The organism is Actinomadura craniellae (assembly GCF_003289645.1).
GTDB classification, from domain to species: domain Bacteria; phylum Actinomycetota; class Actinomycetes; order Streptosporangiales; family Streptosporangiaceae; genus Actinomadura_D; species Actinomadura_D craniellae.
This window is the reverse complement of record NZ_QLYX01000015.1, coordinates 180,102-192,862: the sequence shown is the minus strand read 5'-3', so window position 1 is coordinate 192,862 and position 12,761 is coordinate 180,102. Positions and strand designations below refer to the sequence as shown.

Below are 12,761 nucleotides of genomic sequence, written 5' to 3'. Positions count from 1 at the left end.
CACCGGGATTACCGGAATTGTTACTGCACATTGCAGTTTTCGCGAGGCCCTGTTTTCGGGGTTTCCCGGCTCGCCGGCTCAGCGCGCGCGCCAGCCCCCCGCGGCCGGCGCGAAACCCGGGTCGAGGGCACGGTCGAGCAGCCAGCGGGCGATCTCCTCGCCCGCGGCGACGCCCGAACCGGCGGTGACGCTCACCTGCGGCGCCTGCCAGCCGGTGTCGGCGAGTTCGCCGTGGGCCGGCCGGATGCCCGCGTCGGCCACCATCAGCAGGTCCTGGTCGAGCAGCGAGTCGCCGGCGGCCAGCATCACCCGGGCACCCGTCCGCCGGGCCACCTCGGCGGCGGCCGCCGCCTTCGTCAGCGACCGGGGCAGGCAGTACACCTTGCGGCCCTGCAGGGACGTGCGCCAGCCACGCTCGGCGCACCAGCCGGTCAGCTCCTCGACCCAGCCCGCCGGCAGCGCCGCCCGGTCCACCACCGCGTAGGAAAACAGCCCGGCGGCCTGCCGCAGGGACGTCACGAACTCGCCCCGGACACCCGTGAGGTACGCGTGCACCTCGGCGAGTTCGGCGGAGCCGGCCAGCCCGGAGCGGACCGCGGCCGACCAGTCGGGGTCGGGCGCCCCGTCGCGCAGGATGTGCCCGCCGTTGGCGCAGATCGCGTACTCCGGCGGCTTGGCGGTCAGGTGCACCCGGGCGTACTGCTCGGGGGTGCGGGTGGTGACGGGCACCAGCGTGGCGGCGGCGGCCAGCGCCGCCACGTCCGCGGCGGCCGGTTCGGTCAGGTACGACAGCGGGCGGCCCTGGTACAGCTCCACGCACAGCAGCCGGGGCGCCGCGGCATCCGGGACGGTCAGCCCCAGCGCCGCCGCCGAGTAGATCAGCGTCCGGTCCAGGTCCGAGCAGACCAGCACGCTCATCGGCCGGCCCCCGGGCGGATCAGGCCGACGCACGCGTACGGCAGGCCGGCGGGATCGACGTCGACCACGGGGACACCGCGCTCGGCGGCCAGCAACCGGATGTGCTCCAGTTCGGCCCCGGCGTCGGCGCGCGCCAACACCTGCCAGGGCACCCGGCGCAGCAGCACCCGGGTGGTCTCCCCCACCCCGGGCTTGATCAGGTTGGGGTCGCCGACCCCGTACTCGGTCCCGATCCGGGTCACCGCGGCCCAGCCCGACCAGTCGGGGGTCCGGTCGGCCGCCAGGTGTCCCGGCAGGTCGGCGGCCACCCGGGCGGCGACGTCACCGAACCGGGCGCAGACGGTGTCCAGGAAGACCGCCGACACGTCGTCGGCGGCCAGGTCGGCGTAGAACTTGGCGCCGTGGAAGTCGCCGGGGCCGATCAGCTCCGCGTTCAGGACGGTCCGGCTGACCAGCCCGGAGACCGTGGAGTTCAGGCACGCCGACGGGATCAGGAAGTCCGCACGGGTGCCGTACACAGTGGTGCAGTGGCCCGGGTCGGCCAGTACCGCGAGGTCGGCGGAGAACCGCCGCCCGGTCGCCGCCGCGTGGGCGTCCAGCGCGGCGGACAGTTCCCGGCTGATGGCGCCCTTGCCGGTCCAGCCGTCCACGAACATCACCCGGGCGGGGTCGTGCCGGGCGGCCAGGTAGTGCAGCGCCGCCTCGTCGATGCCGCGCCCGCGCACGATGCTCACCGAGTAGTGCGGCAGGTCGAGCCCGTGCGCGTACGCCGCCCAGCGCCGGATCAGCACGCCCACCGGGGTGCCCGCCCGGGCCAGCGACACCAGCACCGGCTCTCCCCCGCGGGCGGCGAGGATCATCTCGGTGACCAGGCCCACCGCGTACGCCAGCCGCTCGGCCGACTCCGCCAGCGCCGTGTGGAACAGCCGCCGGTACTCCGGGCCCGGCTGGTACTCCACCGGCAGCGACTCGGCGTAGTGCGCCCGGCCCGACTGGATCGCCGCCTCGCGCTCCTCGACGGGTGCCTCCAGCGCCGCCGCCGACAGGTCCTTCAGCAGCCAGGCCACGTCGGCGGCCCGGTAGCTGCCGAACTCCGGCCCGCGCAGGGGCCTGCCCACGATCTCCGCCTGTCTCATCGAACCTCTCTTCGGCCGGGCCGGTACGCGGGGATGGTGACCAGCAGCACCGGGGCCTGACCGGCCAGCAGCGGCAGCAGACCGCCGGCCAGCGCCGGGGTGTCGGCGGGGCCGTCCACCACCAGGACGATCGCGTCGAAGGCGCGGGCCGGGTCGGCACCCGGCGCGACGTTGTAGGCGTACCGGGTGCCGGGGCCGTCGGCCGGGTCGTCGTGCGCGGGGAAGGCCAGCCGGGTGCGGATCGCGTAGCCGGGGTCGTCGACCGCCAGCACCGGGGAGCGGGTGGTGGTGGAGTACCGCACGGCCGCCCGGGGCAGGGCGTCGGCCAGCGCCTCGGCCAGCCGGAGCGGCACGTACATCAGTTCCTCGAAGCCCAGCACCAGCACCCGCCGCGCCGCCGCGGGCAGTTCGGCGGCCAGCCGGGCCGCCTGGGCGGGCAGTTCCTTCTCCAGTGCCGCCCGGTGCTCGGGGGTGAACCCGTGCCGGCCGCCGTCCGGCAGCCCGTCCGGCCAGCCGATCTCCACCCGGGTCACCCGGTTCCGGCCGGGCTCCGGTGGCCGGGCCGCGGGGTCGGTGAGCGATTCGGCGAGTGCACGGCCCGCCGCGAGGATCCCCGCGGGCAGCCCGACCCGGCCGGTGGCCAGCGCGACCGTGTCGATCCGGGCGTCCAGCCGGGTGGCGAGCGCCGCGAGCCGGTCCCGGTCGGCCGGGCCGCGCAGGTCGACCAGCGCGGCCACCACGTAGTGCCGGCGCGGGCGGGCCGCGTGCAGCGCCGCGAGGGTGTTGAGCACGGTGGTCCCGGTCGACAGTTCGTCGTCGACGAGCACCAGCGGGGCATCGGAGTGCAGCGGCCCGGCGGGGGCGGGCAGCAGCAGGTGGCTGGTGGCGTGGCTGTGCTCCTCCTCGAACGCCCCGTAGGGGCGGATTCCCCAGGCGGGACGGCGGGTGGAGTGCAGGTACCAGGCCGCGCCGAGCGCGTCGGCGACCGAGTGCCCGAGCGCGGTGGCGGTCTCGGCGTACCCGATCACCAGGGCGTCCACCGGCGGGCGCGGGCCGCGCGACCGGTCGCGCAGCGCGGCGGCCGAACCGGGGCGGCCGGCCAGCGCCGAGCCGAGCGGGTGATCGCGCCGGGCGGGCCGGCCAGTGAGCGTGGCGTGGACGAGCTCGCCGAGCAGCAGGCCCGCGCCGTACACCAGCCGCGGGTCGGTCGGTACGTGCTTGCCGAGCACCGCCGACACCAGTAGGTGCGCGCGGCGCGGGTTGCGGCGCACCGCCAGCCCGACCAGGTCCGCCAGGCCCGTCCCGGACGCGCGGTCACCGCCGTGGCCGTCGTGGCCGCCGTCGTGCAGCGTGACGCCGAGCCGGGCGGACACCCACTCCCCCGGCCATGTCCGTTCGGTCATCCGCCGGCCGCCGCCTCGAGCAGTTCCACGAACGTGACGTCGGGCGCGGCCACCCCGAACACGTGGGCCCGGCGTAGCAGCCGCTCGGCCCAGGCGCGGTGTGGTCCGGCCTCGTTCATCTTGTTGGCGTAGCTGCTGGCCATCGCGCCGCCGCCGCGCACGCCCAGGATGTCGGCGGCGTCGCAGTACTCCTCGTGGGTGACGACCGACAGGGCGTGCACCGCCGGGACATGGCTGGGATGGATCACCGTCTTGCCGATCAGGCCGTTCGCCTTGTCGAGGTGCACCTCGCGGATCAGCCCGTCCAGGTCCGAGGTGATCAGGCGCTGCCGGAGGGTGGTGGCGTCCTGCCGTTCGAACGGCGCCTGCCGCAACTGCGGTTTGAACATCCGCTCACCGGCCGAGAAGTACTCCCAGACCGGGCCGGTGATGACGAACCCGGTCGGGTCGGCCCGGCCCAGCACGTTCATCACATCGCCGATCACGCTGGCCACGGGGTGGACGTCGTAAATGGTCAGGTCGGGCGGGCGGCGCAGCCCGTACGCGGCGCACATGTCGGTGGCGCCGAGCCGTACGGCCAGCACCCGGTCCTGGTGCTTGGCCAGCAGCCGGGCCACGTCGTGCAGCATCTCGGTCCGGGTCTCGCGGTAGACCGCCTCCCGGCTCTCGATCACCGGCATGGCCAGCAGCCGCTGCCCCGCGCTCGCCCCGGCGTCCGCGAGGGCGTCGAGGAACGGGGCGCTCGCACCGGTGAACTTGGGCAGGACGAACCCGGTGAGCAGCCCGGCCGCGGGGCCGAGCCGGCGGATCAGGTCGGGGATCTGCTCGGGTGTGCGCACCCGGACGAACAGCAGCGGCGCATCGGTGCCCGCCGCGTGGACCTCGCGCAGTTGGCGGACCGCGTTCGCCTCCGCCGCGGACACCTCCGAGTCGGGGATGGCGTCCTCCAGGCAGACCACCAGGCTGCGCACCCCGCGGGCGGTGGCCTTGGTGATGTCGGCGGCCAGCGTGGTTCGGGTGGCGGGGCAGTAGAGGGTGGCGCCGAGCGCGATCGCCAGCACCTCGGGGTCGTCGTGCCGCTCGAAACCGCGCGGCTGGCGGTGGAAAAGGTGTTTGCGCCGTTCAGGGGAAATGTGGTCAAAGTGGCGCATTCGCGCAAGCCCTTCCGGGCGGGGGGTGGAACGCCGGCGGGCACGGACGGCCCGCCGGCGTTCCGCCAGGGTTGTTACAAGTGCGGCGTGACCGCCGGGAGCAGGTGCTGGAACGTACGACCGGACGCGGTGGCCCCGATCGCCTTCATCGCCCAGCCCCCGCCGTCCCGGGAGACCTTCGCCATGATCTGCGCCGTGTGCTGGCCCGCTCCGCTCAGGTCGTACCGGGCGATCTCCTGTCCGGTGGTCTCGTCGACCAGCCGGCAGAAGGCGTTCGCGATCTGCGAGAAGTTCTGCCCGGTGAAGGAGTTGACGGTGAACACCAGCTGGGTGATGTTGCCCGGCACCCGGGCCAGGTCGACCTGGACGGACTCGTCGTCGCCCTCACCCTCCCCGGTCAGGTTGTCGCCGGTGTGCACCACCGAGCCGTCCTTGCTGCGCAGCTGCCGGAACCACACCGCGTCGGCGAGGTTGCCGCCGGCGTCGAACAGCAGGCAGGAGGCATCGAGGTCGATGGTCTGCGGCCGGCCCTTGCCGAACAGGCCTTTCTTGACGACCGCATCCCAGCCGAGCCCCATGCGCACCCGCGACAGCGTGCCTCCCCCGGGCTTGACCAGGGAGACCTGCTGCCCCTTCTGCAGCGAGATCGACATCGTCATCGTCCCTTCGTCCGTGCTTACGGGACCATCACACCTGCGTGGTGTGCAGGGGCTTGTCCTCGCTGCCGGCCTCCTCGGCCGCCCCCTCGCGGCGGTTACGGAGCACCGACGTGACGAACGCAGCGATGATCAGACCCGCACCGAGCCCACCGGTGATCCACTCGTTGACGTGGGAGCCGATGCTGATCAGCATGCAGGTCGCCAGCGCACCGATCGCCCAGTGCGCCCCGTGCTCAAGGTAGACGTACTCGTGCAGCGTCCCCTTGCGCACCAGGAAGACCGTCAGCGACCGGATGTACATGGCGCCGATGCCCAGGCCCAGCAGGATGACCACCGGGTCGGTACTGATCGCGAAGGCGCCGATGACACCGTCGAAGGAGAACGAGGCGTCGAGCACCTCCAGGTAGAGGAACAGGAAGAAGGCGGCCTTGCCGGTGGCCACGGCCAGCTCGCTGGGACCCGAGCTCTTCTCCCCCTCCTCCTCGAGTTCGTCCTCACCGGCCTCGGCGAACAGTTCGCCCAGCCCGTTGACCAGGATGTAGGTCACCATGCCGAGGACACCGGCGATCATCACCTCGCCGGGGTTGTCGGCGAAGTAGCCGCTGATCGCGGCCAGGGCGACGCCGGCGATCACGACCGAGAGCTGGTCGAGCTTGCCGATCCGGGCCAGCGGGCGTTCCAGCCAGGGCAGCCACTTCTCCGAGCGTTCCTCGAAGACGAAGTCGAGGAACAGCATCAGCAGGAACATCCCACCGAACGCGGCGATCATCGGATAGGCGTCGTGCATCTGGTCCGCGTAGGCCTTCTCGTCCGTGAAGGCCAGCTCGATCGCCTCGATCGGGCTGAGTTGCGCGGTGATGCTGACGATCGCCAGCGGGAAGACCAGCCGCATACCGAAGACGGCGATCGCGATGCCGATGGTGAGGAAGATCTTCTGCCAGAACGCGCTCATCCGTTCCAGGATTTTGGCGTTGACGACGGCGTTGTCGAAGGACAGCGAGATCTCGAGAACAGCGAGGATCGCCACCAGCACGAACCCCGAGACGCCGCCGTACAGGAAGGCGGCGATCAGGCCGAGGCCGGTGATGGTGAACGACCACCCGAAGGTGCGAAGAATCATGCGAATATTTCTGCTAGGCGGGGAGCGGAAACGTCGTTATCCGACGTTGACGCCGAAGTCCATGGCGATACCGGCCAGACCTGAGGCGTAACCCTGACCGACCGCACGGAACTTCCATTCCGTGTTGTAGCGGTAGAGCTCGCCGAAGACCATGGCCGTCTCCGTGGAGGCGTCCTCGGTGAGGTCGAAGCGGGCCAGTTCGTTGTTGTCGGCCCGGTTCACGATGCGGATGAACGCGTTGCGGACCTGGCCGAAGCTCTGGCCGCGGTTGTCGGCGTCGTAGATCGAGACCGGGAAGACGATGCGCTCGCACTCCGCAGGGACGCCGGCGAGGTTGACGTTGACGACCTCGTCGTCGCCTTCGCCCTCACCGGTGAGGTTGTCACCGGTGTGCTCGACCGAGCCGTCGGGGCTGCGCAGGTTGTTGAAGAACACGAAGTGCTGGTCGGACATGACCTTGCCGCTGCTGTTGAGCAGCAGGGCCGACGCGTCGAGGTCGAAGTCGGCGCCGGTCGTGGCCCGGATGTCCCAGCCCAGCCCGACGGCGACCGCGGTCAGGCCAGGGGCGGCCTTGGACAGCGAGACGTTACCGCCCTTGGCGAGGGAAACTCCCATGGTCGAACTACTCCCTGTGATCCGAGTGGTCAGATGTTGACGCCGAAGTCCATGGCGATGCCGGCCAGCCCCGACGCGTAACCCTGGCCGACGGCACGGAACTTCCATTCGTCGTTGTTGCGGTAAAGCTCTCCGAAGACCATGGCCGTCTCGGTGGAGGCGTCCTCCGAGAGGTCGTAGCGAGCCATTTCCGAGTTGTCGCCCTGGTTCACCACGCGGATGAACGCGTTGCGGACCTGGCCGAAGTTCTGGCTGCGGGTGTCGGCGTCGTAGATCGAGACCGCGAAGGAGATCCGGGTGGCCTCGGCCGGAACCGAGGCGAAGTTCACCTTGATCTGCTCGTCGTCGCCCTCGCCCTCACCGGTGGTGTTGTCACCGGTGTGCTCGACACTGCCCTCGGGGCTGCGGAGATTGTTGAAGAACACGAAGTGCTGGTCAGAGAGGATCTTGCCCTGGGCGTCCAGCACGAGGGCCGAAGCGTCCAGGTCGAAGTCCACCCCCGTCGTGGTGCGGACATCCCAGCCGAGCCCCACGGTGACCGCGGTCAGCCCAGGAGCCTGCTTGGTGAGGGAGACGTTTCCGCCCTTGCTGAGACTGACACCCACAGTGGCCTCCGAGTCGCTTTCGTGTCGTCGTTGACAGACATCTACCTTCTAATGACGTCGCAAGGGAGCCTATCCGTTCCCTTGCCGGGCATCGGTCCGCCTCAAGCGGAAAAGCACCGGGCCGAGCGGTGAACAGATCGCCGGGTGTGCGCGAAACTGGGGAGACGGGCAGGAGGCGAGGAGAGCAGCGTGCGAGAACCCGGCGAACCACGCCGCCGCGGCCGGCGGGGGGCCGACTCCGCCCGGGCGGCCGCCGCCGCCCACGACGCCCGGGACGCCGCCTCGGACGCGTTCGTCCAACTCGAGCAGGCGCTGCGCTTCATCGGCGGGCGGGTCACCGTGTTCGCCGACCTCGACGCCGCCGCGGCGGCCGGCGCGCAACGGGAGTTCGCCGCCCTGAAGGAGGCCGCCGACGGCGCCTCCGCCGCGTACATCGCGGTGCTGGACGGCCACGACCTCTCCGGCGACGACCGCACCCCGGCCGAGTACGACGCCGCCCGGCGCGCCTTCGCCGCCGTCACCGAGCGGCTCGTCCGGCGCTCCGCCGACCTCGACGGCTTCGCCGAACGGCTGGCGCCCCGGATCCGGCGGCTGGAGGGAGCGCTCGACATGCTGCCGCCCCGCCTCACCGCCGCCCGGGAGGCCGTCACCGCGGCCGGTGCCGCCGTCGCCGCCGCCCGGGCGGCGGGGCTGGATGTCGCCCAGCCCGAGGAGACGCTGGCCCAGGCCCGGACCGGGCTGGAGGTGCTGGGCTCACGCGGCCTGGGCGGGCTCGGCCTGTCGGGCGCACTGGACCGGGCCGACGAGGTGCGGCGGCTGGCCGAGGACGCGGCCCGGGAGGCCGCCGAACTGCCAAAGCGGGTCGAGAACATCCGCAACTCGGTGACCGCCGTGCGGACCCGGGCGCAGGCGGTGGCCGGCCGGCTGGAGCCGGTGGAGGCCGCCATGCGGCGCCTGCTGCGCGGTTACGCGCAGGCCTGCTGGCAGGACCTGCGCGGCGCGCCCGCCGCGATCGAGGAGGGGCTGGCCCGGGCCCGCGAGCGGATCGCCGAGGCCGAGCGGCTGGTGTCCCGGGGCGAGTGGCCGGCGGCGGAGCGGGCGCTCACCGCGGCCCGTACCGAACTGTCGGCGGCCGACCGGCGGGCGGCGCAGGTCACCGGCCGGGTGGCCGAGCTCGACGCCGCCTCGGCCGACCCGGCCGCGCCGGCCGAGGCCGTCAGGTTCGCCGTGCGCGACGCGCAGCGGCTGGCCGTCTCGCTGCCGGGCGGTGCCCCGCCCGAGCATGCCCGAGCTCTGGACGCGCTGGTCGAGCGGCTCGACGGCGCCCGCGACCGGTTGCGGGGAGCGCACCCGGACTACTGGGCCTACCTGCGCGAACTCGACGCGATCAGGACGGCGGCCGGTGACGTCGTCGCCCGCATCCGCGCCGAACGCGCCGCCGGCGCCTCCTGAAAAGAGAGCCGGTCAGCCCCGGCGGTCGCCCTGCCAGCCCATGGTGAGGTTGCGGGCGATCATCGGGGGGCCGCCGGCCTGGGGCTCGTAGGGAGGCGGCTGGTGGGGCTCGTGCCGGGGCATCTCGTGCGGCTGGGTGCCGGTGCCCTGCTGGGGCTCGGCCCAGACGGCGGTGCCGTAGGCGCACACCTCGTGCGCACCGCCGGCCACGAACGCGTTGTCGAAGGCCATGCCGATGACGGCGTTGGCGCCCTTGCGCCGCGCCTCCTCGGCCAGCCGGTGGAGGGCCTCGCGGCGGGCCTGGGCCAGGCCCACGCCGAACTCCCCGCTGGATCGGTAGGCGCCGCCCGGGGCGGCGGGCCTGGCCTGATCGTTTTGAACGGCCACCCCGAGCACCTCGCCGTGCACCGCCTTGATGTCGTAGCCCGGCAGCGCGTCAGTCGTCACGATCAGCATGCCCCCACCGTAATCCACTCAGGTGACAAAGTCGTGATGAATAAGGCGTAACGCGCGGAACCGTCGCCGGTCCGGCGAAGGTGCGGCCATGACCTCGATCCCGGGCGCGCGACCCCGTTCCGGCGGCGGGGCCGCGTGCCCGGGACCAGTTCAGTCCAGGTACTCGCGCAGGATCTGTGCCCGGGAGGGATGGCGCAGCTTGGCGAGCGTCTTGGACTCGATCTGCCGGATCCGCTCGCGGGTCACACCGAACTCCCGGCCCACCTCTTCGAGGGTGCGCGGGTGCCCGTCGGCCAGCCCGAAGCGGAGCTGGATGATGCGCTGTTCGCGATCGGACAGGGTGGCGAGGATGTCCTCCAGCTGGTCCTGGAGCAAAAGGAACGCCGCCGCCTCGATCGGCACGACAGCGTCCGCGTCCTCGATGAAGTCGCCGAGGTCGGAGTCCTCCTCCCCGATGGGCGACTGGAGCGACACGGGTTCCTGGGCGATCCGCTGGATCTCGACGACGCGCTCGGGGGACAGCCCCATCTCCGCGCCGATCTCCTCGGGGACCGGTTCCCGGCCCAGGTCCTGGTGCAACTGCCGCTGCACCCGGACCAGCTTGTTGATGGTCTCCACCATGTGGACCGGGATCCGGATCGTCCGGGCCTGGTCGGCGATCGCCCTGGTGATCGCCTGGCGGATCCACCAGGTGGCGTAGGTCGAGAACTTGTATCCCTTGGTGTAGTCGAATTTCTCGACCGCACGGATCAGCCCGAGATTGCCCTCCTGGATCAGGTCGAGGAACAGCATGCCCCGGCCGACGTAGCGCTTGGCGATGGACACCACCAGGCGCAGGTTGGCCTCGATCAGGCGTTGTTTCGCCCGCATCCCCTCGCGGGCGAGCAGTTCGAGGTCGAGCCGTTCCATCCGGGACATGATGGTGGCGCGCACCATCTTTTCCTCGGCGAACAGTCCCGCCTCTATCGATTTGGCTAGTTCGACTTCGTCTTCTGCCGTGAGCAGCGGTACGCGACCGATCTCCCGCAGGTAAATACGGACCAGGTCGCTCGTCGGCGCCCGCTTGTTGAGGTCTCCCTCGTCCGCTCGCGTGAGTTCCTCGGTCTCCTGCTGAGACTCGAGAACCTCTACCCCCTGCTCTGCGAGCATCCGGACGACCCGCTCAAGCGAGTCGGCCGGCAAGTCGGAGCGATCGAGTGCGGCAGCGACATCGTCGACGGTCACACCGCCGCGTTCTCTGCCACGTGCGACGAGGTCCGCCACCTGGTCAATCGATGGCGCCTCGCTGGGCAGCACCGTAGGGCCCACAGTGACAGTGTGCGTCAAGAAGGGCCTAGATCACAGGGCCCATTTTTCCGACCATCCGGTCACAGGCCGCCCAGCCCGCGCTCCCGCAGCATGCGTCTCTGCTGTTCGAGGGCGATCAGATCGCCGAACAGCCGGTGGTAGTCCTCAGGAAGATCGACCGGATTCAGCCGACCGAGTTTGGACTTCAGCTCGGTGATCTGCCGGGTGAGCTGGCGCTCCTGAATTCTGGCCAATAGTTCTGCTGCATATCGGTCGACCGAATTTTCGCCGAACCTCGGCGGCTCCACCCCGAGCTCCGTGATCACCGCTCTGACCTCGTCGTTCGGCGCCGCCTCGCGCAGCCGCACCGCCCAGTCGCCCCCGGTGGCCGAACCGACCCCACCGGCCTCGGCGATCACCCGGCGCACCGCCTGGTGCGGCGGCACGGTGAACACCTCGGCCGGCAGCGCGTCGAACCCCGGGCCCAGCACGCCCGGATGCTGCACCGCCAGCTTCAGCGTCTCGCGCTCCACCTGGACGGCCGGGTCGGCCGGATCGTGGGCGGGACGCCGCTCCTCGGGCCGGGCCGCCCGGCGGGGGCCCGCGGCCCGGGCCGCGTGCTCACGCACCCGGCGGAGCACGAACTCCTCGTCCATGATGCCCAACCAGCGATCGAGGTTGACCGCGTACATCTGCCGCAGCGCCCGGTCCTTGATCGCGGCGACCACCGGTGCCGCCGCGTCGAGCGCGGCCAGCCTGCCCTCGGCGGTGTCGAGGTCGTGGCGCTCGACCGCGTCCCGGACGGCGAACTCGAACAGCGGCACCCGGGAGGCGACCAGGTCGCGGATCGCGGCGTCCCCCTGCGTGATGCGCAGATCGCAGGGGTCGAGCCCGTCGGGCTGGACGGTCACGAAGGTCTGGGTGACGAACTTCTGCTCGCCCTCGAACGCGCGCAGCGCCGCCTTCTGCCCGGCCGAGTCGCCATCGAAGGTGAAGATCACCTCACCGCGGAACTCGTCCTGGTCCATCAGCAGCCGGCGCAGGATCTTGATGTGCTCGTCGCCGAACGACGTGCCGCAGGTGGCGATCGCGGTGGGCACCCCGGCCAGGTGGCAGGCCATCACGTCGGTGTAGCCCTCGACCACCACGGCCTGCCGGCGCCGGGCGATCTCCTTCTTGGCGAGGTCCACGCCGTACAGGACGGTGCTCTTCTTGTAGATCGGCGACTCGGGGGTGTTGAGGTACTTGGGCCCGTCGTCGGCGTCGTACAGCTTGCGCGCGCCGAAGCCGATCACATCGCCGGACAGGTCGCGGATCGGCCAGATCAGCCGCCCCCGGAACCGGTCGATCGGCCCGCGCCGCCCCTCCTTGGCCAGCCCGCCGGCGACCAGCTCGCGGTCGGTGAAGCCGCACCCGCGCAGGTGCCGGACCAGGGCCTCCCACTCCCGGGGCGCGTAGCCGACCCCGAACCGCTCGGCGTCGGCCGCCTCGAAGCCGCGCTCGGCCAGGAACCGGCGGCCGATCTCGGCCTCGGGGGAGCCCAGCCGGTCGGTGTAGAACTCGGCGGCGGCGCGGTGCGCCTCGACCAGCCGGGCACGCTGCCCCTGGTCGCGCTGGGGGGTGTAGCCGCCCTCGGCGTAGCGCAGCCGCACCCCGGCCCGGGCGGCCAGCCGCTCGACCGCCTCGGCGAACGACAGGTGCTCCATCTCCATGATGAAGGAGATGGCGTCGCCGCCCGCCTGGCAGCCGAAGCAGTGGTACAGCCCCCGGCTCGGGGTGACGTTGAAGGACGGCGACTTCTCGTCATGGAACGGGCACAGCCCCTTGAGGTTCCCGCCGCCGGCGTTGCGCAGCTGGAGGTACTCCCCCACCACGTCCGCGATCGGTGAACGCTCCCGTACGAGCGCGATGTCCTCATCGCGAATCCGGCCTGCCACGACGGCGAGTCTAGTCCCGTGC

At 71.9% G+C, this 12,761-nt stretch carries 12 protein-coding genes; 1 reads left to right on the top strand and 11 read right to left on the bottom strand.

Features of this window, described 5'->3' with window-relative positions; translation table 11 throughout:
* Nucleotides 1–78: 78 nt before the first annotated feature.
* The 8 genes from DPM19_RS35470 to DPM19_RS27600 form a co-directional block, all read right to left on the bottom strand.
* Nucleotides 79–918: an HAD family hydrolase gene (locus tag DPM19_RS35470; protein ID WP_158566915.1), complete on the bottom strand. Its 840-nt coding sequence runs from the start codon at nucleotides 916–918 to the stop codon at nucleotides 79–81.
* A complete protein-coding gene (locus tag DPM19_RS35880) occupies nucleotides 915–2,054 on the bottom strand; it encodes a cysteine protease StiP family protein (protein WP_199485313.1) in 1,140 nt (379 codons plus the stop codon). The genes DPM19_RS35470 and DPM19_RS35880 overlap by 4 nt, the downstream gene beginning before the upstream one ends.
* Complete coding sequence (locus DPM19_RS35875) at nucleotides 2,051–3,457, bottom strand: phosphoribosyltransferase family protein (RefSeq protein ID WP_199485312.1); 1,407 nt, start codon at nucleotides 3,455–3,457, stop codon at nucleotides 2,051–2,053. The genes DPM19_RS35880 and DPM19_RS35875 overlap by 4 nt, the downstream gene beginning before the upstream one ends.
* Nucleotides 3,454–4,608: an HpcH/HpaI aldolase/citrate lyase family protein gene (locus tag DPM19_RS27620; RefSeq protein WP_111870971.1), complete on the bottom strand. Its 1,155-nt coding sequence runs from the start codon at nucleotides 4,606–4,608 to the stop codon at nucleotides 3,454–3,456. Before DPM19_RS27620 ends, DPM19_RS35875 begins: the two co-directional genes overlap by 4 nt.
* Before the next feature lie 74 nt (nucleotides 4,609–4,682).
* The gene (locus DPM19_RS27615) at nucleotides 4,683–5,261 is read right to left on the bottom strand and encodes a TerD family protein (RefSeq protein WP_111871002.1); all 579 of its coding nucleotides are present in this window, start codon (nucleotides 5,259–5,261) and stop codon (nucleotides 4,683–4,685) included.
* A gap of 34 nt (nucleotides 5,262–5,295) precedes the next feature.
* Nucleotides 5,296–6,387 carry a DUF475 domain-containing protein gene (locus tag DPM19_RS27610; RefSeq protein WP_111870970.1) on the bottom strand — a complete coding sequence of 364 codons (1,092 nt, stop codon included), beginning with the start codon at nucleotides 6,385–6,387 and terminating at the stop codon, nucleotides 5,296–5,298.
* 36 nt (nucleotides 6,388–6,423) lie between these two features.
* Nucleotides 6,424–7,002, bottom strand: a complete 579-nt coding sequence (locus DPM19_RS27605; RefSeq protein ID WP_111870969.1) for a TerD family protein — start codon at nucleotides 7,000–7,002, stop codon at nucleotides 6,424–6,426.
* A 29-nt stretch (nucleotides 7,003–7,031) separates the two neighbouring features.
* On the bottom strand, nucleotides 7,032–7,607 hold the full coding sequence (locus tag DPM19_RS27600) for a TerD family protein (RefSeq protein ID WP_111870968.1): 576 nt from the start codon (nucleotides 7,605–7,607) through the stop codon (nucleotides 7,032–7,034).
* 189 nt (nucleotides 7,608–7,796) lie between these two features.
* Between DPM19_RS27600 and DPM19_RS35465 the strand changes: the two genes are divergently transcribed.
* The gene (locus tag DPM19_RS35465; protein ID WP_158566914.1) at nucleotides 7,797–9,059 is read left to right on the top strand and encodes a molecular chaperone DnaJ; all 1,263 of its coding nucleotides are present in this window, start codon (nucleotides 7,797–7,799) and stop codon (nucleotides 9,057–9,059) included.
* 12 nt (nucleotides 9,060–9,071) lie between these two features.
* On the opposite strand, the gene DPM19_RS27590 is transcribed toward DPM19_RS35465, so the two are convergent.
* From DPM19_RS27590 to dnaG, 3 genes are all read right to left on the bottom strand, one after another.
* The gene (locus tag DPM19_RS27590; protein ID WP_111870967.1) at nucleotides 9,072–9,515 is read right to left on the bottom strand and encodes a YbjQ family protein; all 444 of its coding nucleotides are present in this window, start codon (nucleotides 9,513–9,515) and stop codon (nucleotides 9,072–9,074) included.
* A 150-nt stretch (nucleotides 9,516–9,665) separates the two neighbouring features.
* Nucleotides 9,666–10,811: an RNA polymerase sigma factor RpoD gene (rpoD, locus tag DPM19_RS27585; protein WP_111870966.1), complete on the bottom strand. Its 1,146-nt coding sequence runs from the start codon at nucleotides 10,809–10,811 to the stop codon at nucleotides 9,666–9,668.
* A 71-nt stretch (nucleotides 10,812–10,882) separates the two neighbouring features.
* Nucleotides 10,883–12,739 (bottom strand): DNA primase, encoded by a 1,857-nt coding sequence (dnaG, locus tag DPM19_RS27580; protein WP_111870965.1) that lies wholly within the window; start codon nucleotides 12,737–12,739, stop codon nucleotides 10,883–10,885.
* Nucleotides 12,740–12,761 lie beyond the last annotated feature (22 nt).